The following is a 20,679-nucleotide window of genomic DNA, read 5'->3' as shown; positions in this document are numbered from 1 at the left end:
AAAAATGATATTTAAAATCATTATATATGTAAAATGTTAAGTTTTTGTAAATCAAAAATAGTAAAAAAAATTTAAATTGTGTTACAATAAGTTAAATAATGAGATATAAAGGAGATGGCGATGAAAAGATTTTTCATTTTTTTATCTTGTTTGGTTTCGATGAGTTTTGCTATTGATCATGGGTTGGAGAAAACTAAAAAAGCTACAGGGATTAATTTGCCTGAAGTTGAATGGAAATTACCAGAGGCAATGCAAGAAGATGGATATATTGATGAAAGCAAAATGCCAAAGGATTCTAAATATAGTGAAATGGTTATTTTAGGCAATAAAATCTTAAATGAAACTTCAAAGTATGTAGGTCCTCAAGCGAAAGATCCTAAGAAGCGTTTTGCAGGCAATAATCTTTCTTGTTCTAGTTGTCATGCTAATGGTGGAACGGTGCAGTATCAATCTGGATTTGTTGGTATTTTTGGAAGATTTCCACAATACAATGCAAGAGCGGATAAAGTGATTACTTTGCAAGATAGAATTAATGGATGTTTTGAAAGAAGTATGAATGGTAAAAGAATGCCTGACAATGCACTAGAAATGAAGGCAATGATAGCTTATATGCAATGGTTATCTCAAGGTGTGCCTGTTGGTGCGAAAATTAAGGGGCAAGGTTTGCAAAAAGTAAACTTTTTATCAAGAGCAGCAGATCCTAAAAGAGGTGCAAAAATTTATGCGAATAAGTGTGCAGCTTGTCATCAAGAAGATGGTCAGGGTATGAAAAATACAGAATCTACTGGCGCGTATTATGTGTTTCCGCCAATTTGGGGAGATGATACTTATAATACAGGTGCAGGAATGTATCGCTTGATTAAGGCAGCAGCATATATTAAAGGTAATATGCCAAAAGGTGATCCAAGTTTAACTTTAGAAGAAGCTTATGATGTTGCATCATATATTAATTCTCAAAAAAGACCAGTGAAAGCTAATCGTGAGCAAGATTTTCCAGACAGAAGAGTGAAACCTTTAGATATGGATGTTGGTCCTTATGATCCAGCTGAAAAAGGTAAATTTTCTACAAAAGATCATCGTTATGGACCTTATGCTCCAATGGAAAAGACAAAATAGCCAATATATCAACTTTTATAAAGCTTGTATGTGAACTAATAATACAAGCTTTTTTTGTTTTATTTTTTGGTAGAATTTAAAAAAGTTTCTTTTAAGGTTAGAGAGATGACCAAAAATCTACTAGTACGTTTTTCAGTATCGCTACAAAAAAAATTACTTGATTACTTAGATACATATTTAACAAAACAGGGTTATGCCTCAAGATCTGAAGTGATTAGAGATTTAATACGCGAAAAAATGGTGCAAGAGATATGGGAAAATGATGATATGCAAGATAAAATTGGAGTGTTGGTGATTATTTATGATCATCACCACAAAGAGCTCAACCAAAGGATGATTGATATCCAACATCAAGCCAATATACAAATTTTGTGTAACACGCATGTACATTTAGATCATTGCAATTGTTTGGAAACAATTATGCTTCGAGGAGATGGTGCAAGTATTGCGCGTATTAGTTTAGAAATTGGGGGTTTAAGGGGAGTGAAGTTTTCTAAACTCACGCAAGCTTATCATTTTGCTAAAGATTGTTGATGCGTTTGGCTTTATATGGAGGTAGCTTTGATCCGCCTCATATTGCACATTTAGAAATTATTAAAGAGGTGTTAGATTCCTGTGCACTGGATCTTTTGGTTGTGATGATCGCGTATCAAAATCCACTTAAGCCTTCTTATAGATTTGATGAAAAGCTTCGCTTAAAATGGATGGAGAAAGTTTGTAGTGACTATCAAAGGGTTGTGGTGAGTGATTATGAAATACGCAATCAAATTAATTATACAATTGATACGATTGAATATCTTAAAAAGTGTTACCAGCCAGAGAGTATTGATGTGATTTTAGGAGAGGATAATTTTTTAAATCTTGATAAATGGCACAAAATAGAACAACTTAAAAAAAAGGTAAATTTTATCTTAGTGAAGCGTATAGGTTTTGAGTATAATATGCGAGATTTTCCTATTAAGACCATAAATTTAAAAAATATCACATTTCCAGTGTCCTCAACACAGATTCGAGAGTATAATAGGGATTGTGTGAAATTTATCCCTGCGGTGATTTTAGATGAAGTATTGCAGAATTTAAGGAGTTAAGCGTGAAAGAAGAAAGAATAAAATTTATAATTGATAAACTTAGCGAAAAAAAAGCAGAACATGTTGAATGTATTGATGTGAGCAATAAAGATTATATTGTGGATTATGTGATTATTGCTACTGCGATGGCAGGGCGCCATACTTATGCATTGCTTGATATGTTAAAAACTGAGTTAAAACCACGGGGAGAGGAATTTTATGCTGTAGATGAAGAAAGTGAGGACTGGGTGGTTATTGATTTGGGTGATATTATGATTCATCTTTTTACAGAAAGCCATAGAAAAAAATTTAATTTGGAAGAATTTTTGAAACAAGATTTGGCTAAGCAAGAATAATGAGAGTAGATCTGCATAATCACACCTATCTTTGTAAGCATGCTTCAGGAACAATAGAGTCTTATGTTGTACAAGCAATAGAAAAGGGGATTGATATTTTTGGTTTTTCTTGTCATAATCCTATGGATTATGATGAAAAATATCGTATGGGGTTTGAGGAGTTTGATGAATATACAAAAGAAGTGTTAAGGCTTAAGCAAAAATATCAAGATAAAATTGAGATTTTATTGGCCTTGGAAATGGACTTTTTACCTCATCGTATGGAGTTATTAGATAAAAGACTTTTGGATACACCTTTGGATTATTTGATCGGATCGGTGCATTTTTTAGATGATTGGGGGTTTGATAATCCAGAGTTTATTGGTGAATATAAAAAACGCAATATGAGAGAGTGTTGGATGGAGTATCTTGAATGTATTAAAAAAATGGCAGAGAGTAAGCTTTTTCAAATTGTTGGACATTTTGATTTGTTAAAAGTGTTTAATCATACACCTCCTAAAGAAGTTTTTTTTAAGATACAAGAAGTATTGCAAGTATTAGCACAAAATCAAGTGGCACTTGAAATTAATGCTTCAGGCTTAAGAAAGCCAATTGGTGAGCAATATCCTAGTAGAGAGATTTTGCAAGAAGCTTATAATCTTGGTGTATATATTACTTTTGGATCTGATGCGCATCAACAAGAGCATGTAGGATTTGGATATGAGACTTGTAGACAACTAGCACAAAGTGTTGGGTATCATCAAGCTGTTTTTTTTAGAAATAAAAAAAGATTTGTCTATGATTTTTAGGAGCAAAGATGATTTTTAATGCATTTTTAGAAAATATTGCCCCTTATAATGCAGGGCGTCCTGTAGATGAGGTAGTGAGAGATTTTGGGGTTTTGCCAGAAGATATTATTCGGCTTGCAAGCAATGAAAATCCTTATGGTTGTTCGCAAAAAGTCATAGAATCGATAAAAAAATATGCAAAAAATATTAGTTTATATCCTGATGATTCTATGGGAAAATTAAAAGAATTATTGGCAAAAACTTATGGTTTGAGTGCGCAAAATTTTATTATTGGTGCAGGAAGTGATCAGATTATTGAGTTTTGTTTACGTATTAAATGTAATGCTTCTAGTAGGGTTTTGATGGCAAAAACAACTTTTGCAATGTATGAAATTTATGCCAAGCAAACAGGTGCAAAGATTATAAAAACCTCTGGAAAATTACATGATCTTAAAGAGTTTGAGGAAAGTTATAAGGAGCATGGGGCAGATGTTATTTTCTTATGCTTGCCTAATAACCCACTTGGAGAATGTTTGGATTTTGTTGAGGTTTATGAATTTTTAACCTCCATAGATCATAAAACTTTGGTAGTTTTAGATGGGGCATATCAAGAATATGCTGCTTTTAAAGACAAAAATAAAAGTATTGATTGTAAAAAATTAGTTTTGGATTTTAGTAATGTGATTGTGCTAAAAACTTTTTCTAAGGCTTATGGGCTTGGAGGTTTGCGTATTGGTTATGGTATTGCTCAAGATGATTTGATTGCTAAGCTTCATAAGATTCGTCCCCCCTTTAATGTGGGTTCTTTAAGTTTGGAGGCGGCATATTGGGCATTAAAAGACGAGGAATTTATTCAAAAAAGTGTAGAAGATAACTTTACTTTTATGCGAGATTATGAAGATTTTGCTCATTCTCATCAAATGGATTTTATACCATCTTATGCAAATTTTATCACCTTGTTTTGTGATAACAAGACATTAAATAGCACAGAAATTTGTGAGAAATTACTCCAGAAAGGTGTGTTGGTTAGAGATTTAGTATCTTATGGTTTAAATGCATTGCGAATTACAATTGGAACAAAAGAACAAAATCTTAAAGTTTTTAGTTTATTACAAGCAAATTTATCGTAAAATGCTAGGCAATTTTTTAATAGGGTAGTTTTTTGGATTTAAGGGCAGTTTTTTCTCAAACACTGAAATTTTTTAATAATTTTAGCAAAAAGCAGCGTATTATTATTATTGGTGGTGCCATTGCAGTAATCGCATTTTTTGTTTTTTTGGTAATTTTTTCTACAAATGGAAAAGAAAGAAATGATGGATATGCAGTATTGTTTGAGGGGATGAATGCTAGTGATAGTGCTTTAATCTTACAACACTTGCAACAAAATCAAATCCCTTATAAAGTCTCTAATGAAGAAACCATTTTAATCCCTAAAGATAAGGTTTATGAACAAAGAATTGCATTAGCATCACAAGGGATTCCAAAAACTAGCAAAGTGGGCTTTGAGATTTTTGACACCAAGGATTTTGGTACAACAGATGAGGAACATAAAATTAAGTTTTTACGCGCGATCGAGGGAGAATTATCAAGAACAATTGAAAGTCTTTCTCCTATTCAAAAAGCCAATGTGTTAATTGCTATTCCAAAAAGTTCGGTTTTTGTCAGTCAGCAAACCCCTCCTACTGCATCTGTAATGCTTGGGATTAAAGCAGGTGCAAATCTCACAAGTGCACAAATTTTTGGAATCAAAAATCTTGTTGCCGCAGCCATTCCTAATTTGAGTATTGAAAATGTTAAGTTGGTAAGTCAAAGTGGAGAACCTTTGGGTGAAGATGATGAACTTAGTGCTTCTAAGGAAGCTGCTGCTACACAGCTAAAATATAAGCAAAATATTGAAAAGGTACTAGAAGCAAAAATTATTAATATTCTCTCTCCTGTTGTTGGGGGTGAGGATAAGGTGGTTGCAAAGGTAAATGCGGATTTTGATTTTTCTCAAAGAAAGAGTTTGCAAGAAGTTTATGATCCTAATAATGTTGTGCGAAGTGAACAGAGCTTGGAGGAAAAGCGAGAAGGAGGACAAGAAAAACAAGTTGGTGGTGTGCCTGGTGCTGTAAGTAATATTGGGCCAGTGCAAGGGCTTGATGATACAGGAAAAGAAAAGTATGAAAAAACACAAAATACTACAAATTATGAAGTCGGCAAGACGATTAATGAGATTAAGGGTGAGTTTGGTGTTTTGGTGCGTTTAAGTGCAGCGGTTGTTGTTGATGGGCGTTATAAAAAGGTTTTAGATGAAGGGGTGGAAAAAATTGAATTTGTTCCGATGAGCGAAGCGGAAATGGAAAAAATCAGTCTTCTTGTAAAACAAGCTATTGGTTATAGCCAAAAAAGAGGCGATGATGTTACAGTGAGTAATTTTGAATTTAATGCAAAGACACAAAATTATGTTCCAGTCACAAAATTTGATCGTTTTGCTAATAAAATTGAGGCTTATATGCTTCCATTTATGCCATTGTTAAAATATCTTATTGTTGCATTGATTATATTTATCTTTTACAAAAAAATTGTTGTACCATTTACAGAGAGAATGCTCGAAACGCAAAATAATGATGAAGAAAAAATTGAATCTTTATTTGAAACTACAGATGAAGAGGATGAAGATTTCAATAAGTTTAGTGAAATGCGTAAAAGAGTAGAAGAGCAACTTGGTATTGGTAAAACCTTTAATGAAGATGAAGTTAAATATGATGTGCTTTTAGAAAAAACAAAAAATATTATTGAAGAAAAGCCAGAAGAAATTGCTATGCTCTTTAAAATGTTAATTAAAGATGAAATTAACCCTGATATGAAATCTTAGGAGAATAAATGTCTAATCTAAATTCTAAACAAAAAGCGCAGTATGATGAATTCTCGATGGCAGAAAAGATCGCCATTTTGTTGATACAGATTGGTGAAGATCTTACGACAGAGATTTTTAGACATTTAGATATTGAGAGCATTTCAGAAATTAGTAAGCACATTATCCAATTAAGTGGGACAGATAAATCAATTGGCGCAGCAGTTTTAGAAGAGTTCCATACGATTTTACAAAGTAATCAATATATTAATAATGGTGGTTTGGATTATGCCAGAGAGCTTTTAAGTAGGACGCTAGGGCCAGATGGTGCAAAAAAAGTTTTAGATAAGCTTTCTAAAACCATGCAATCTGCAAAAAATTTTTCTTATCTTTCTAAGGTGCGCCCACAACAATTGGCTGATTTTATTGTCAATGAGCATCCTCAAACTATTGCATTGATTCTAGCACACATGGACCCCTTGTCTGCTGCTGAAACATTAGGGTATTTTCAAGATGATGTAAAGGCAAAGATTTCTGTAAGAATGGCAAATCTAGGAGATATTCCACCAAGTGTAATTAAAAGAGTTTCTACGGTTTTAGAAAGTAAGCTTGAAACACTTACTAGCTATAAAGTGGAAGTTGGTGGACCTAGAGCAGTGGCAGAAATGTTTAATCGGTTGGGACAAAAGGCTGCAAAAACTACAATTTCTTATATTGAACAAATTGATGGGCAATTAGCAAGCGAAATCAAAGAAATGATGTTTACATTTGAAGATATTACTAAACTTGATAAGAATGCTATTAGAGAGATTTTGAAAGTGGCAGATAAGCGGGATTTAATCCTAGCATTGAAAACTGCGCCTGATGATTTGAAACAAAGATTTTTAGAGAATATGAGTACAAGAGCTAGTGAGCAATTTGTTGAAGAAATGCAATTTTTAGGTGCTGTTAAAGTAAAAGATGTAGAAGCAGCACAAAGAAAGATTGTCGAGATTGTACAAAATCTTTCTGATCAAGGATTAATCCAATTAGGAGATGAAGATGATATTATCGAGTGATTCTGGCCAACAAGATTTGATTTCTCAATCCAAAATGGAACATCATAATATACAAAAATATCAATTTAAATCCATCGGTCAAGAAGAGGCGATGGAGGATAAAAAACAATTTCAAGAGGTTTTGACAACACCTGATGTGACAAATCAAACATCAAGCACGAATAATTCTTTTGAAAAAGAGTTGGTTGAAAAATTATTGCAAAAAACAGATGAGCTTGCATCATCGCTAGCAAAAATGCAATTACAAGTAGAAAAACAGCAACTTGATATGGAAGAGAGAATTTCTACTACAAGGAGTGATGCTTATAAAGATGGTTTGCGTGAAGGGGAGGAAAAAATCAAAAAAGAACTTTTAGAAAGTGTGGAAAAAGAAAAACAATCTTTAATTAATGCGGTGATTGCATTAGAAAAAAGCTTAAAATTATCTGAAGAAAAAATCAAAGAATTAGAGCAAGATTTAGCGCAAATTGCAATTGATATGGCTAGAGAGGTAATTGTTAAAGAAGTCGAGGAAAATAGCCAAAAAATTGCTATTTCTCTTGCACATCATCTCATGGAGAGTATGCGAGATATTACGCAAGTGGAATTGCGTGTTAATACTCTAGATTATCCTTATTTAAGAGAGAATTTAGATTTGAAAAATGTCGAAATACAAGCAGATGATAATATTGCAAAAGGTGGCGTGGTAATTGCTTCTAAGGCGGGAAATATCGATGGTAATGTAATGACACGTTTTAGAGTTTTGAAGCAAAATGTGCTAGATAACACTATAGAATAATGATAAAAACACATTACGATTTAAAAAATATGCAGCTTAGTGATCTGCAAGATTTATGTCAAAATATTCGGCAAAGAATCTTAGATGTTGTAAGCACAAATGGAGGACATTTAAGTTCGACACTCGGGGCAGTGGAACTGATTGTTGCAATGCATTCTGTATTTGATTGTAAAAAAAATCCTTTTATTTTTGATGTTAGTCATCAAGCTTATGCGCATAAGTTGCTTACAGGGAGGTGGGAAAGTTTTAGTTCATTACGTCAATTTAATGGAATTAGTGGTTTTATTAAACCCTCAGAATCCCCAAGTGATTATTTTATCGCTGGGCATAGTTCAACTTCTATTTCTTTAGGCGTGGGTGTTGCTAAGGCATTTGCTTTAAAACATCAAGATGGGTTGCCAATTGCCTTAATTGGTGATGGAAGCATGAGCGCTGGATTGGTATATGAAGCACTTAATGAATTAGGTGATCGTAAATATCCTATGATTATTATTTTAAATGATAATGAAATGAGTATTGCAAAGCCTATAGGTGCAATTAGTCGTTATCTTTCTAGTATGATGAGCGGAAGTTTTTACCAAAAATTAAAAAATAATGTCAAAAAAATTTTAGAAAAAATGCCAGAAAGTGCCACTTATTTGGCAAAAAGATTTGAAGAATCTTTCAAACTTATTACCCCAGGTGTTTTATTTGAAGAAATGGGGATACATTATATTGGTCCTGTTGATGGGCATGATTTGGAAGTAATGATTCAGACACTAAAAAAGGCGAAAGAACTTAAAGAACCTGTGATTATACATGCGCAAACTCTAAAGGGTAAGGGGTATGAGATTGCAGAGGGTCAGTTTGAAAAATGGCATGGTGTGGGACCTTTTGATCTTAAAACAGGGAGAGGAGCTCCTAAATCTATCAAGCTTAATCCTACGCAAATTTATTCTAAAACACTTTTAGAACTTGCACAAGAAGATGAAAAAGTTGTGGGGGTTACAGCGGCAATGCCTGGTGGAACAGGACTGGAATCTTTGATAGAAAAATACCCGCAGCGTTTTTGGGATGTAGCGATTGCTGAGCAGCATGCAGTGACCTCGATGGCTGCAATGGCAAAGGAGGGGTTTAAGCCTTTTGTGAGTATTTATTCTACTTTTTTACAACGCGCATACGATCAGATTGTGCATGATACTTGTATTATGTCGCTACCATTAAAATTTGCTATTGATCGTGCGGGGATTGTAGGGGAAGATGGTGAGACGCATCAAGGTTTGCTTGATATTGCTTATTTGCGTTCCATTCCTAATATGATTTTATTTGCACCAAGAGATAATGCAAGTCTTGTGGAATCTGTAAAGTTTGCAAGTACTATTAATCATGCTCCTTGTGCTTTTCGTTACCCTAGAGGGAATTTTGTATTAGATGATGAGATTTTAAGCACTCCTTTTGTTTTAGGGCGGTGTGAATGGCTTTTTAAGGATGGGGAAATTTTATTAATTGGTTATGGTAATGGTGTGGGGCGTGCATATTTTGTGCGTGAGAAATTGGCAGAACATGGAATTTCTGCAGGATTGCTAGATTTGCGTTTTGTAAAACCTTTAGATTTGGCTTTAAAGGAGATTTTATCACATTATAAAAGGCTTTATATTTTTAGTGATAGCTATTATTTAGGGGGTGTGGGTAGTGCTATTATGGAGTTTATGAGCGAACATAATTTTTTTATTCCTGTAAAAAGTTTTGAGATTCAAGATCTTTTTGTAACTCATGGAAAAACTACAGCAGTAGAAAAGTCTTTGGGGTTTGAAGAATTTTTTGAAAAAATTTTGCAAGATTTACAAGAAAAATAAAATCAAATAAGTTGGTTATGCCTTTTTTGAAATTAAGAGCCTAGGTAGTTTAAAAATATTTTACAAAATTATAAAACTTAGTGCTAAATTTTGCTAATGCTTATGTTATTGGCTTTACAATAGAGGATTAATGTGGTTTTTGTAAAAGTTTTTATTATATTGGTTTATAGATTATTGTTTTCTAATATTTTTTAGATATATACAGAAATTGTCAAAAACTAGCTTTTTATTAAGTAAAGTTTTAGAAGATATAATATTGCAATATTTTAATCTTTTATTTTTTTGTGATTTTAATTTATGATATTTTATAGATTTTTGTCAATTTTTATTGTAATAAAAGTTTTTTTTGGATTGTATTTTGATTAGTAAGTTTGAAAAGTAGCCCCTTGAAACTAAAGAGGCCTATATAAAATTAATGGTAAAAATGTCTTATACCTGTAAAATAAATAGCAATATTATTTACATCTGCACATGCAATCACCTCATCATCACGAATACTTCCTCCTGGCTCTATAATTGCACTTACACCAACTTCTGCAGCCATTTCTATACTATCTTTGAAGGGAAAAAATGCCTCTGAAGCAAGTACGCAACCCTTTAAATCTAGTCCCATATCTTTTGCTTTTTCAATTGCGGCTCTTGAGGCATCAACGCGACTAGTCATTCCCATACCAATAGCTACAAGTGCACTATCTTTGACATAGGCTACACAATTAGATTTTGTGATACCAGCGATAATATAAGCAATTGTAAGATCTTTAATTTGTTTATCACTTGCTTTTATTTTGCCCATTTGTTTGGCATTTTCTACTTCGCTAGTTTGGATGCAATCATTGTTTTGATAGACAATTCCCCCTTCAATATGCTTAAAATCATAAGCATCGCGGTGTTTGTGTAGGATTTTATCTCCATAAGTAAAAATTTTCATTCTTTTTTTGGAATCAAAAATCTTTAATGCTTCAGGGGTGATATTTGCACCTACTAGCACCTCAATAAAGGTTTTAGACATTTCTAGTGCCAATGCTTCATCAATAATTCCATTGACTGCTACAACACCACCATAAGCACTCACATTATCACATTTTAGAGCACATATGTAGCTAGAAAGAAGATTTTCTTTAATGGCAAAACCACAAGGGTTTCCATGTTTTATAATGCTTACAGCAGGACTATCTCCAAAGCTTGTGGCAAGTCTTATAGCCGCGTTAATATCTGTCATATTATTGAAGCTAGGTTCGCCTTTTAAAACTTTGAAATGCTTTGCAAAATGGTTTTCAAATTCATAAAATCCACCTTTTTGGTGTGGATTTTCTCCATAGCGTGTTTGGAAAGATTTTTGCGCACAAATAAAAATTTTTTCTCCAAAGCCTTCGTGGAATTTTTGATTCATGTAATTTGCGATAATGCAGTCATATTGTGCAGTATGATTGAAAGCCTTTATCATCATTTCTTGGCGTAAACTTAGAGTATTTTGCTTATTTTTTAGTTGTTCTAAGATAAAAGAATAATCATTTTTGTCTGTTACAATCAAAACGCTTTTGAAATTTTTTGCAGCAGCGCGTACCATTGATGGCCCGCCAATATCAATATTTTCGATAATTTCATCAAAATCATTAGTTTTTTCTATAGTGTTTTTGAAGGGATAGAGATTGACACAAACAATATCAATAGGAAAAATCCCTTTTTCTTGTGCGACTTCGCAGTCCTTTTTCTTGTCTCTTTGATATAAAATACCACCATGAATTTTAGGGTGCAAGGTTTTTACACGCCCTTCAAACATTTCTTCACTTTGTGTATAAGAGCTCACATCCATAGCTTCAATATTATTTTGTTGTAACAATTGCAAGGTTCCGCCTGTGCTGAGAATTTTGTAATCTAATTTAATTAGGCCTTTGGCAAAATCTACAATGCCCTCTTTGTCGCTAACACTTAGTAATGCATACATAATTACCCCTTGTGGTTTTTTGGTAATTATGCCTGATGCTGCCTTAGAATCTCATCAAATAATTGATTTTTTTCTAAAAAATTTATATTTTTAAATTGTGTTTTATTAAATGTTGTTTGGCGTTTGGCAAGTTGCATAGTATGGGTGTTGATCTGTTCTTTTAGTGTTTGAAAATCTATTTTTCTCTCCAAAAAATCTATACATTCTTTAGGTCCTATGGCTTTGAAGGGTTGTGCATTTTTTGGATATATTTTTAATAGATTTTGTATTTCTTCTACGCCCCCTAAATCTAGCATTTTTTGTGTTCTTAAGATGATTTTTTCTCTTAAAATATCTCTAGCAATACTGATGCAAAAGGTTGTAATTTTATAGGGGAATTTTTGTGGCGGATTGTGTAAAAAATATTGTGTAGGAGGGATTTTAGAAGCAAAATATATTTCTAGCCCTTTTTTTATTCTATAGGTGTCTTGAGGTTTGATGGATTGCGCAAAGTCTTTATCAATGGATTTTAAAGTAGAGTAGGGGTCTTGTAATGAATTTATTTGCAATTTTATTTCAGAGGAGATTTCTGGCATCGGGCTTAATCCATCTATAATTGCTTTGAGATAAAAACTACTTCCTCCTACAATAATTAGAGTGTTTTTTGTTGTTTTTTTTATTGCTTCTAAAAGGAGATTTTTAAAAAGCATTGCATTATTGTTTTGTGAGATTTCTAGAACATCAACTCCATAATGCTTGATAGAATCTAGCTCTTGTTTTGTGGGTTTTGCAGAGAGAATATTGATATTTTTGTAAATGCTTAGAGAATCTAGTGAAAAAATCTCCGCATCTAATTTTTTTGCTAAATCTAGTGCTAAGGCGCTTTTTCCACTCCCACTAGCCCCAAGAATTGCTAAAAGTTTTTTTTGTGACATTTAGGCTCTTGTGGCTAGTTTGTTGATTGCTTCAGAGTTTAGCTCATCCATATGGGTTTTTAAGACTTTTGAATACATATCTACAAGGCGATTGGTTTCTATGAGATTTGTCATCTCAACGACTGCATTTACATTACTTTTTTCTAAAAATCCTTGACGCAATGCAGAGGGGGTAAGGATATTTGTGCGATCATCTATTTTTTCTTCAGGATAGGTATATAGATTTTGTCCAACTTTTTTAAGTAAGCGAGGATTTGTAAAACTAACAATTGCAATTGCGTTATTTTGTGTTGCCTCTCCCGCATTTTCAGTATCTGCAACTCGTACATAAAGATTACCATTTGTATCTACTTCAATTTGAGATTGTGGATCAATTAAAATCCCTTCCTCGGTTTCTAAACCTGCTCTACTTAAGACATGATAACCTTCTTTGGTGCTTAGCATTCCATCGTCCCCGATTACAAAAGCTCCATCGCGTGTATAGCGAACACCCTGTGGGGTTTGTATGGCAAAAAATAGATTTTCTTTTGATAGGGCAAAATCTAGGGAGTTTTGTGTAGGCATCATTACTCCTAATCTTTGATCGCTATAAGAATCAGAAATAATTGGCACACGATCAAGAGCGCGATTGACAAATTTTGCTGCTTCTTTTGTATGGTTTTTTAAAGGAAGTTCTTGCTGGTATGCTTGATAAATTCTTAGATAATCCCCGATAATTACATCATCACGCTTGAAGGCATTAGTGTTGAGATTTGCAAGATTATTTGAAATTGTATCAAGGCGATTGAATTGTGTGACAATACCGCCTACAGCACCATAATAACCATTTTGCATAAAAACTCCTTATTTAAGATTCTCACATTTTAAGCAATAAGTATTCCTAAAAATCATTTTTTTTCTTATAGAAACAAAAGGGATTTTTGTGTTATGATAATAGTTTGATTTTATTTTGAGATTTTTTAATGAATTTGAAGAGTATTAAATTTTTATTGCTTTCTTATTTTGGAATCGCTTTAATTGGTGCATTTTTTCTTATGCTACCTTTTTCCCACACTAAAGAAATTGATTTTATTGATGCATTTTTTACCGCGACTTCCGCACTCACTTGCACGGGATTAATCATAAAAGATACGGCATTGGATTTTACTTTATTTGGGCATGGGATTATTTTGTTTTTGATACAGCTAGGGGGGTTTGGGTATATGACAATGCTTGGACTAATTTATGTGCTTTTTCGTAAGCGTTTGGGGAATGCGGAAAAAAACATGCTCAAAGAAGCGTTAAATCTTACAAAATATGATGATTTAATGGGGTTTATCAAAAAGATTTTAGTATATGTGCTTTGTGTGGAGTTTATAGGAGCATTGCTTTTGAGTTTGGATTTTAGCATTCGCTTTGGTTTGACAGATGGGATTTGGTATGGCACTTTCCATGCAATTTCAGCATTCAATAATAGCGGATTCTCTATTTTTCCAAATAGTCTTATTGATTTTCGGACGGATTTGTTGGTGAATTTTGTGATTTGTGCATTGGTAATTATTGGAGGGATTGGCTATATTTGTTTGGCAGAATTACATTTTTTTATAAGGGATAAAATAGGGCAGAAAAAATTTTGTCATTTTTCTTTACATTTTAAAATCGTAATTAGCGTTAGTATGCTTTTGATTGTGTTTTGTGCTTTTATGATTTTGCTTTTAGAATGGAAAAATCCAAAAACTTTTGAGGGATTTGAGTTTTTTGAAAAAATTATTGCATCAATTTTTACTGCAGTGAATTATAGAACAGCGGGGTTTGTTACTTATGATATGTCAAATCTTAGGGATTGCACTTTATTTTTCTCTATGATTTTTATGTTTATAGGAGGAGCGCCAGGAGGAACGGCAACAGGAATCAAAGTAACTACAGTAGCAGTTTTATTTGCTTTTTGTCGTAGTATTTTAAATAATGAAGAAGCGCGATTATTTGGGCGTGCGATTAATGAGGAGAGTATTCAAAAAGCATTACTTATTTTTATTATTTCTAGTTTTTATTTTATAGCTCTATCGCTTTTGCTCGTTTTATTTCAAGCTGATATGGCATTTTTGCCTTTGTTATTTGAGACAATGAGTGCGTTTTCTACAGTGGGAATTTCTACTGGAGATGGGGGGATTTTATCCTTGAGTGTAAATTTTAATGATGTGGGAAAAATTATTATTGTTGTGGCGATGATTTTGGGTAAATCTGGAGTGATGATTTTTACTTTGGCATTATTTGGACGTGCTCGGGTAAGTAGGGTGAAATATTTGAAAGAAAAAATTATTTTATAGAGAGGAAAAAATGAAAAAAAATTATGGTGTGATTGGGCTTGGAAAATTTGGTTCTTATATTGCAAGGGGATTGATTGATCAAGGGGAGAGTGTGATTATTTGTGATAATTCTCAAGAAAATTTTCGAGATTTTAGGGAAGATGTTGAGGATTTATATATGTTGGATTCAACAGATGTGCTTGCACTCAAAGAAGCCGGGGTTAGTGAGCTTGATGTGGCGATTGTGAGTATTGGAGAGATTGAGGCATCTATTCTTACTGTGATGGCATTAAAAGAATTGGGGAATAAAACAATTGTAGCAAAGGCTACGAACAAAACTCATGGACAGATTCTTTCAAAAATTGGTGCTGATCATGTGATTTATCCTGAGAGAGAAGCTGCAAATAGGCTTCTGACAGACCTTTTGACTTCCAAAGCAGATGTGAGTTTAATTAGTGAAAATCTTAAAGTGTGCAAGGTTTTGGCAAGTGATATTTTTGGTAAAAAAACAATTAGAGAAATAGAAGAGGGGAGTGTTAGGCGAGATGAAGAGGATAAGATTGTTCAAGAGATTAAGGTTGTTGCAATTAAAAAAGAAGATACTTGGATTTTGCATCCAGAGGATAGTGACGTAGTTGAGAATGAAGACTTTGTTGTTTTTGCAGGAAATGATAAGAGTATTGATTTTTATGTTAATAAGTTTGAAAAACTTTAAATATGGAGAAAATTGACAAAAACTAAAAAAATAATAGTTAGAATTTGTAAAAGACTAGAGGTGATTTTTTGTATAAGCTAATTTGTGGGATATTCTTTTCTTGCACAATAGTTTTTGGAATGGGGTGGCAAAATATTGATGAGTTGTATGAGCATTTAGGAAAAGTTAAACTTAGTGATTTGCAAGATAAACAGATAAAGGTTTTGCTAAAGGATTATTATAGGGATTTGAAAATTTGGTGGCGCAATAATAAGCTAGTTAATGATAAAGTCTTAAGACTTTTTGCAACAGATGAATTTTTAAATCATAAAACTAAAGACTTTGTTCAAAATAACCAGCATGATCGTGCTAAAATCGATTTAATATTTTTAGAAGGATTGTATAATATACTTACAAAAAAACAAAGAGAAGAGTTAATACGAAGTTTTTATGAGGAGTAATTTTGGGGCGTTTGTTGCTTGTAGAAGATGATTTAGAAATGCAAGAGTTGATTGTTGCGTATTTAAAACAAGCAGGGTTTGAGAGCATTGCTACAGCATCTCCATTGCAAGCCTTAGAAATTTTGAATACTCAAAAAGGAATTGATTTAGCCATTATTGATTTGACTTTGCCAGATATGGATGGTTTTGAATTGTGTAAAAAAATTCGTAGTTTCTCAAGTATTCCTATTATTATTTCTACTGCAAGAGGGGATATTTATGACAAGATCCAAGGATTTGAAAAAGGGGCAGATGATTACTTGGCAAAGCCTTATGAGCCAGCGGAACTTATTGCTAGAATCAATGCACTTTTGAGGAGATTTAAACCTAAAGAATTGGAATTTGACAATCTTAGTATTAATGTGCAAAAGAGAGAAGCTTTGATTGATGGGAGAAATATTGATTTGACAAATACAGAATTTGATATTTTGATTTTTTTGATTGAAAATCGCTCATATCCTGTCTCAAGAGAAGCTATTGCAAATTCTATTAATGCAATTCATGAAGAAAGCTCTTTGCGAAGTATTGATACACATGTAAGAAATTTACGTGCTAAGCTTGGGGATTCTGCAAAAGAACCAAAATTTATTCAATCGGTGTGGGCTATAGGGTATAAATTTTGTCTTTAAATAGCTTAAGATTCAAGTTTATTCTTGCCTTTAGCATTGCGATTTTTTTTGTCTTTATTTTATGGTATCAAATTGAAAGATTAGTTGATGAGCGTCAAAATGAACGCCTTAAAAATGAAGTTTTTGTTTTTGTTCAAACGATTTTACCAAATTATACAGCGGGAAATTGGGTTGGTGTGGATCATATTATTAAAAAGTTTGGCTATCAAATTGTTGAAGATATTCCCAAAGATATAAAAGAGCTTTATTTTAAAGATGATGGAATTTTAAAAATTTTTATTTTTGAGAATGCGGAGTATGCAGGATTCTTGTTGCAGTATTTTGATGATAGTTTTGTAGCAATTAAAAAAATTGAATTTAATTTTTGGGAAGAATATCGCTTGCAGGTTTTACTCTTGCCAATTGTATTTGTTTTGGTTGTGTTGCAAATTATTTTATATGCAATCCTAAACCCTTTAAATCGCGTTGCAAGAGTTTTGCGTGATTTTACTATTGAGGGAAAATATGATTTTAAAATCCAAACTAAGAGAAAAGATGAAATTGGAGATTTGATTAGATTGTTTTTAAAAGCACAGCTTTTTGTTTCTAGAACTTTAAAATCTAGAGAGTTAATATTGCGAAGTTTGGGACATGAGTTGCGAACACCACTAGCAAAAATGAAACTTATTTTAGCGCTTAAAGAAAAAGTTAGTTCTGATGATATGAAATTGCAAAAAAATATCCAAGAGTTACAAAAAATTTCCGATAATATCTTAGAGTTTGAAAGATTGCATAGCGGTAATATTATTCTGGAGAATAAAGAGTTTTTTAGTGAAAATTTGCTTTTGGAAGCTTTGAGTGGTTTTGAGGATGAAGAAAGTAGAATTTTTATAGATCTTAAGGAAGACTTTTTAATCCGTAGTGATTTGCGTCTTTTGGCGGTTGTGATAAAAAATTTGGTAGAAAATGCGTTAAAATATTCTGATGATGGCATGGTTTTTGTAAGTGTAGAACATAAAATAATTTGTATTAAAAATCTTGGTGAACCATTGCAATATGATATTAGTTATTATTTAGAACCTTTTTATCGCGATGATTCTCATCAGACAATCAATGGTAATGGTTTGGGGCTTTCTATCGTGGATGAGATTGTAAGGATTTTAAAAGTAAAGCTAAAATACCAATACATTGAAAAATATCACCATTTTTTGTTAGATTTTAATTAAGCTTGAATAAGGAGGATGACAATGAGAATGTGTAATATTGTTTTTGAAAATTTTCAGCAGCTAGAGAATGAGTTAAAGCACCATAAGATTCATAATGATAGCGATGAAAAATATTTCATACAGATTTTTACAAGCCTTGATGATAAAAAAATTGCAAAAGAACTTGTTTGTTTTTTTGATAAAGAACTTGTTTGTGAAGTACTTTTAACTCAAAGTGGCGAAGAAGTAATCATGATGGGGGATATCTTAGTTTCAAAAATTTTAATTAGTATTAGCTGTTTTAAAAATTCTACTTTAAGAGGCGGGTATTGCCCTTCAAATCTTAGTAGTGAGGAAATTGCAAAATTTTTTCTTGAAAAAATTATTACCAATCGCACAAAACTTTTGGTGATTTTTATAGCCTGCGGGAGTTTTTATGATAAAGATGTCTTAGCAATTATCAAAAAAATTGCACCAGATGTAAGAATTTGTGGAGGGAGATCACATCCTGTTACTTTTGGAACAATGGTGGGGTTAGTAGGAAATAATCATGATATTTATGAAGATGGTCTTGTATGTGTGGGGATTGATTCTGATGTTTTGAGTGTGCAAAATAAACATGTTTTTGGTTGGGATAGTGTGGGGTTACCACTTAAAATTACAAAATCTAAAGATAATGTTGTTTATGAGATTGATCGACAAAAACCTGTGGATATTTTGCGTAGATTTATGGGGGCGATGGCATTAGATTATATTTTGACAACAACATATATTTTTCCATTAATTTATCATGTAGATGGGATACCTGTAGCAAGAATCGTGTTAGAGATTTTAGAGGACGGATCGGTGGTATTAAATGATGCGATTCCCGAGGGTATTGAGGTGCGTTTTGGTTTTGGTTTGATTGAAAATATTCAAAAAGAAACTGAAGAGGTTTATGCAGATATTCCTACTAATACAGAAGCGATTTATATGTATTCTTGTGTAGGAAGATTGATGTTTGCAGGTAGGGAAGCATTAAAAAATACACTGAAAATTTTTAATTCTAAACCTTCCGCAGGGTTTTTTACTTTTGGAGAGATTTATTCTGCTAAGGACTGTAATATATTTTTGGGATTGACCAATACTTTTTATTGCCTTACAGAAGGTGAGTTTGAAACATCTATTATTGCTAGAAAAAAAATTGTTAATGAAGTAATTCCAAATAAACATGTAATGGTAATTAACACTCTATCAAATCTTATTTATGAGGTAAATCGTGAGATTTTACAGCTTAATAAGGAATTTGAAGCTTATAAAAATCTAATTAATGGAATGATGTTGCATATTGTCACAGATCCTGATTTAAAGATTTTATATGTCAATGATAATTTGGTTAAAACATCTTCTTATGCGTTAGAAGAGGTGGTTGGTACAAATTGTTTAGAATATATTGATGCTGAAACTTTAGTGGAAGTTGAACAAAATATTCTACCACTTCTAAAGCGTGATGGCAAATGGAGTGGAAAACTCAAACAATACAAAAAAGATGGCTCATCTTATTATGTCAAAATGGTTGTGCAGGCAATTAAGAATGATGAAGGAGAAGTAATACGTTATTTGATTGGACAACTTGATGATACAGATGATGAACTTAGGCGTATGGCACTTGAAGATAATTCCGCATTTCTTAAGCATTCTGATGAGGAAAAGCGCCATTTGCTTGAGCAGTATCGATCTATTGTGGATAAAAATCAAAGCGTATTCCGACTTGATTTACAAAGAAATTTTATTTATGGAAATGATATTTTTTTAGAGATGACGGGTTTAAAACTTGATGAGATTCTTGGAAAAAATATTTATGAATTTATCCCAAAAGATGAACAATGGCAGTTTTTAAAAATTGGTGAGGATTTGATTGAGAAGGGATATTATGAAGGAGTATTGCAGTATACACGCAGGGATGGTAAAAAAGTTTATATCCGAAGTGCAGGAAATTTTATTTGGGATCTCAATCATAATCCTGTTGAAATTATTGCCATGGGGGTGGATATTACTTCTGTTGTAGATAGCGTGAAAGAAATTGAGGCAATACAAAAAGATGTTATTTATGCGATGGGGACAATTTGTGAGGGAAAAAGTAGAGAGACAGGAAATCATATTATTAGAGTCGCAGAATATTCCGCACTTTTAGCGAAGCTTTATGGCTGTACTCGTGAAGAACAGGAATTATTGCGTATTACTTCACCAATGCATGATATCGGCAAAGTAGGAATTTCAGATATGATTTTAAATAAGCCTGGAAAATTAACACCAGAGGAATTTGAAATTATGAAAACGCATACAACAATTGGTGAAGATATTTTTAAAGATTCTAATCGTTTGATTCTAAGAACTGCGGGTGAGATTGCAGGTAGTCATCATGAGTGGTGGAATGGTGAGGGATATCCACGAGGCACAAAAGGTGAAGAAATACCACTATATGGCAGAATCACCGCTTTAGCAGATGTTTTTGATGCGTTAAGTAATGATCGATGTTATAAAAAAGCTTGGCCACTAGATGAGGTTTTGGCGCATATCAAAAAATTAAGTGGTAAACAATTTCAACCAGAGCTAGTAGAATTATTTTTAGCAAATATTCATCAGTTTTTAGAGATTAGTAGAGCATATCAAGATGTGGGGTAATCCCCCCCCCCCTTTTTTTTCACTTTCAAATATTTTTTCTTTTTACTTTAT

19 protein-coding genes are annotated in these 20,679 nt (G+C 32.7%); 16 read left to right on the top strand and 3 right to left on the bottom strand.

Annotation, left to right across the window (positions count from 1 at the left end; all coding sequences use genetic code 11):
- Positions 1 to 120 precede the first annotated feature (120 nt).
- The 10 genes from LW133_RS04520 (at position 121) to dxs (ending at position 9,813) form a co-directional block, all read left to right on the top strand.
- Positions 121 to 1,116, top strand: coding sequence for a c-type cytochrome (locus LW133_RS04520; protein WP_233077049.1), 996 nt, complete (start codon positions 121 to 123; stop codon positions 1,114 to 1,116).
- A 105-nt stretch (positions 1,117 to 1,221) separates the two neighbouring features.
- Positions 1,222 to 1,650, top strand: a complete 429-nt coding sequence (gene nikR, locus LW133_RS04515) for a nickel-responsive transcriptional regulator NikR (RefSeq protein ID WP_233077048.1) — start codon at positions 1,222 to 1,224, stop codon at positions 1,648 to 1,650.
- A complete protein-coding gene (nadD, locus tag LW133_RS04510; RefSeq protein WP_233077047.1) occupies positions 1,650 to 2,204 on the top strand; it encodes a nicotinate (nicotinamide) nucleotide adenylyltransferase in 555 nt (184 codons plus the stop codon). The genes nikR and nadD overlap by 1 nt, the downstream gene beginning before the upstream one ends.
- A gap of 2 nt (positions 2,205 to 2,206) precedes the next feature.
- Entirely contained in the window at positions 2,207 to 2,539 is a 333-nt protein-coding gene (gene rsfS, locus LW133_RS04505) for a ribosome silencing factor (protein WP_233077046.1), read from the top strand.
- Positions 2,539 to 3,327, top strand: coding sequence for a histidinol-phosphatase (locus tag LW133_RS04500; RefSeq protein WP_233077045.1), 789 nt, complete (start codon positions 2,539 to 2,541; stop codon positions 3,325 to 3,327). The genes rsfS and LW133_RS04500 overlap by 1 nt, the downstream gene beginning before the upstream one ends.
- Positions 3,328 to 3,335: 8 nt before the next feature.
- Entirely contained in the window at positions 3,336 to 4,436 is a 1,101-nt protein-coding gene (gene hisC / locus LW133_RS04495; protein WP_233077044.1) for a histidinol-phosphate transaminase, read from the top strand.
- A 32-nt stretch (positions 4,437 to 4,468) separates the two neighbouring features.
- Positions 4,469 to 6,163: a flagellar basal-body MS-ring/collar protein FliF gene (gene fliF / locus LW133_RS04490; protein ID WP_233077043.1), complete on the top strand. Its 1,695-nt coding sequence runs from the start codon at positions 4,469 to 4,471 to the stop codon at positions 6,161 to 6,163.
- Between the two features lie 8 nt (positions 6,164 to 6,171).
- Positions 6,172 to 7,200 carry a flagellar motor switch protein FliG gene (gene fliG / locus LW133_RS04485; RefSeq protein WP_233038408.1) on the top strand — a complete coding sequence of 343 codons (1,029 nt, stop codon included), beginning with the start codon at positions 6,172 to 6,174 and terminating at the stop codon, positions 7,198 to 7,200.
- Complete coding sequence (fliH, locus tag LW133_RS04480) at positions 7,184 to 7,978, top strand: flagellar assembly protein FliH (protein WP_233077042.1); 795 nt, start codon at positions 7,184 to 7,186, stop codon at positions 7,976 to 7,978. Before fliG ends, fliH begins: the two co-directional genes overlap by 17 nt.
- Complete coding sequence (gene dxs / locus LW133_RS04475) at positions 7,978 to 9,813, top strand: 1-deoxy-D-xylulose-5-phosphate synthase (protein WP_269843747.1); 1,836 nt, start codon at positions 7,978 to 7,980, stop codon at positions 9,811 to 9,813. Before fliH ends, dxs begins: the two co-directional genes overlap by 1 nt.
- A gap of 412 nt (positions 9,814 to 10,225) precedes the next feature.
- Here the strand turns inward: dxs and purH are convergent, their stop codons facing one another.
- The 3 genes from purH to LW133_RS04460 are packed head-to-tail and all read right to left on the bottom strand — an operon-like array spanning position 10,226 to position 13,506.
- Positions 10,226 to 11,758 carry a bifunctional phosphoribosylaminoimidazolecarboxamide formyltransferase/IMP cyclohydrolase gene (purH, locus tag LW133_RS04470; RefSeq protein WP_233077040.1) on the bottom strand — a complete coding sequence of 511 codons (1,533 nt, stop codon included), beginning with the start codon at positions 11,756 to 11,758 and terminating at the stop codon, positions 10,226 to 10,228.
- Between the two features lie 26 nt (positions 11,759 to 11,784).
- Complete coding sequence (miaA, locus tag LW133_RS04465) at positions 11,785 to 12,672, bottom strand: tRNA (adenosine(37)-N6)-dimethylallyltransferase MiaA (protein ID WP_233077039.1); 888 nt, start codon at positions 12,670 to 12,672, stop codon at positions 11,785 to 11,787.
- The gene (locus tag LW133_RS04460) at positions 12,673 to 13,506 is read right to left on the bottom strand and encodes a flagellar hook-basal body protein (RefSeq protein ID WP_233077038.1); all 834 of its coding nucleotides are present in this window, start codon (positions 13,504 to 13,506) and stop codon (positions 12,673 to 12,675) included.
- A 128-nt stretch (positions 13,507 to 13,634) separates the two neighbouring features.
- On the opposite strand from LW133_RS04460, the gene LW133_RS04455 reads away from it, so the two are divergent.
- The 6 genes from LW133_RS04455 to LW133_RS04430 all read left to right on the top strand — a co-directional run bounded on the left by LW133_RS04455 (position 13,635) and on the right by LW133_RS04430 (position 20,628).
- A complete protein-coding gene (locus tag LW133_RS04455) occupies positions 13,635 to 14,978 on the top strand; it encodes a TrkH family potassium uptake protein (protein ID WP_233077037.1) in 1,344 nt (447 codons plus the stop codon).
- A gap of 10 nt (positions 14,979 to 14,988) precedes the next feature.
- Positions 14,989 to 15,672 (top strand): potassium channel family protein, encoded by a 684-nt coding sequence (locus tag LW133_RS04450; protein WP_233077036.1) that lies wholly within the window; start codon positions 14,989 to 14,991, stop codon positions 15,670 to 15,672.
- A 68-nt stretch (positions 15,673 to 15,740) separates the two neighbouring features.
- The gene (locus tag LW133_RS04445) at positions 15,741 to 16,112 is read left to right on the top strand and encodes a hypothetical protein (protein ID WP_233077035.1); all 372 of its coding nucleotides are present in this window, start codon (positions 15,741 to 15,743) and stop codon (positions 16,110 to 16,112) included.
- Positions 16,113 to 16,114: 2 nt separating this feature from the next.
- Positions 16,115 to 16,780 carry a response regulator transcription factor gene (locus LW133_RS04440; protein WP_233077034.1) on the top strand — a complete coding sequence of 222 codons (666 nt, stop codon included), beginning with the start codon at positions 16,115 to 16,117 and terminating at the stop codon, positions 16,778 to 16,780.
- A complete protein-coding gene (locus LW133_RS04435; RefSeq protein WP_233077033.1) occupies positions 16,771 to 17,985 on the top strand; it encodes an ATP-binding protein in 1,215 nt (404 codons plus the stop codon). Before LW133_RS04440 ends, LW133_RS04435 begins: the two co-directional genes overlap by 10 nt.
- Positions 17,986 to 18,006: 21 nt before the next feature.
- Complete coding sequence (locus LW133_RS04430; protein WP_233077032.1) at positions 18,007 to 20,628, top strand: HD domain-containing phosphohydrolase; 2,622 nt, start codon at positions 18,007 to 18,009, stop codon at positions 20,626 to 20,628.
- Positions 20,629 to 20,679 lie beyond the last annotated feature (51 nt).

It is taken from the genome of Helicobacter anatolicus (assembly GCF_021300615.1).
Lineage (GTDB): Bacteria > Campylobacterota > Campylobacteria > Campylobacterales > Helicobacteraceae > Helicobacter_H > Helicobacter_H anatolicus.
Note: the sequence above shows the minus strand (reverse complement) of the source record. Positions and strands in the feature narration are given on the sequence as shown.

Excerpts from the sequence above, each read along its gene's own strand:
- LW133_RS04520 (WP_233077049.1), top strand. The coding sequence starts at position 121 with ATGAAAAGATTTTTCATTTTTTTATCTTGTTTGGTTTCGATGAGTTTT.
- nikR (WP_233077048.1), top strand. The coding sequence starts at position 1,222 with ATGACCAAAAATCTACTAGTACGTTTTTCAGTATCGCTACAAAAAAAA.
- nadD (WP_233077047.1), top strand. The coding sequence starts at position 1,650 with ATGCGTTTGGCTTTATATGGAGGTAGCTTTGATCCGCCTCATATTGCA.
- LW133_RS04500 (WP_233077045.1), top strand. The coding sequence starts at position 2,539 with ATGAGAGTAGATCTGCATAATCACACCTATCTTTGTAAGCATGCTTCA.
- hisC (WP_233077044.1), top strand. The coding sequence starts at position 3,336 with ATGATTTTTAATGCATTTTTAGAAAATATTGCCCCTTATAATGCAGGG.
- fliG (WP_233038408.1), top strand. The coding sequence starts at position 6,172 with ATGTCTAATCTAAATTCTAAACAAAAAGCGCAGTATGATGAATTCTCG.
- fliH (WP_233077042.1), top strand. The coding sequence starts at position 7,184 with ATGATATTATCGAGTGATTCTGGCCAACAAGATTTGATTTCTCAATCC.
- dxs (WP_269843747.1), top strand. The coding sequence starts at position 7,978 with ATGATAAAAACACATTACGATTTAAAAAATATGCAGCTTAGTGATCTG.
- purH (WP_233077040.1), bottom strand. The coding sequence starts at position 11,758 with ATGTATGCATTACTAAGTGTTAGCGACAAAGAGGGCATTGTAGATTTT.
- miaA (WP_233077039.1), bottom strand. The coding sequence starts at position 12,672 with ATGTCACAAAAAAAACTTTTAGCAATTCTTGGGGCTAGTGGGAGTGGA.
- LW133_RS04460 (WP_233077038.1), bottom strand. The coding sequence starts at position 13,506 with ATGCAAAATGGTTATTATGGTGCTGTAGGCGGTATTGTCACACAATTC.
- LW133_RS04455 (WP_233077037.1), top strand. The coding sequence starts at position 13,635 with ATGAATTTGAAGAGTATTAAATTTTTATTGCTTTCTTATTTTGGAATC.
- LW133_RS04450 (WP_233077036.1), top strand. The coding sequence starts at position 14,989 with ATGAAAAAAAATTATGGTGTGATTGGGCTTGGAAAATTTGGTTCTTAT.
- LW133_RS04430 (WP_233077032.1), top strand. The coding sequence starts at position 18,007 with ATGAGAATGTGTAATATTGTTTTTGAAAATTTTCAGCAGCTAGAGAAT.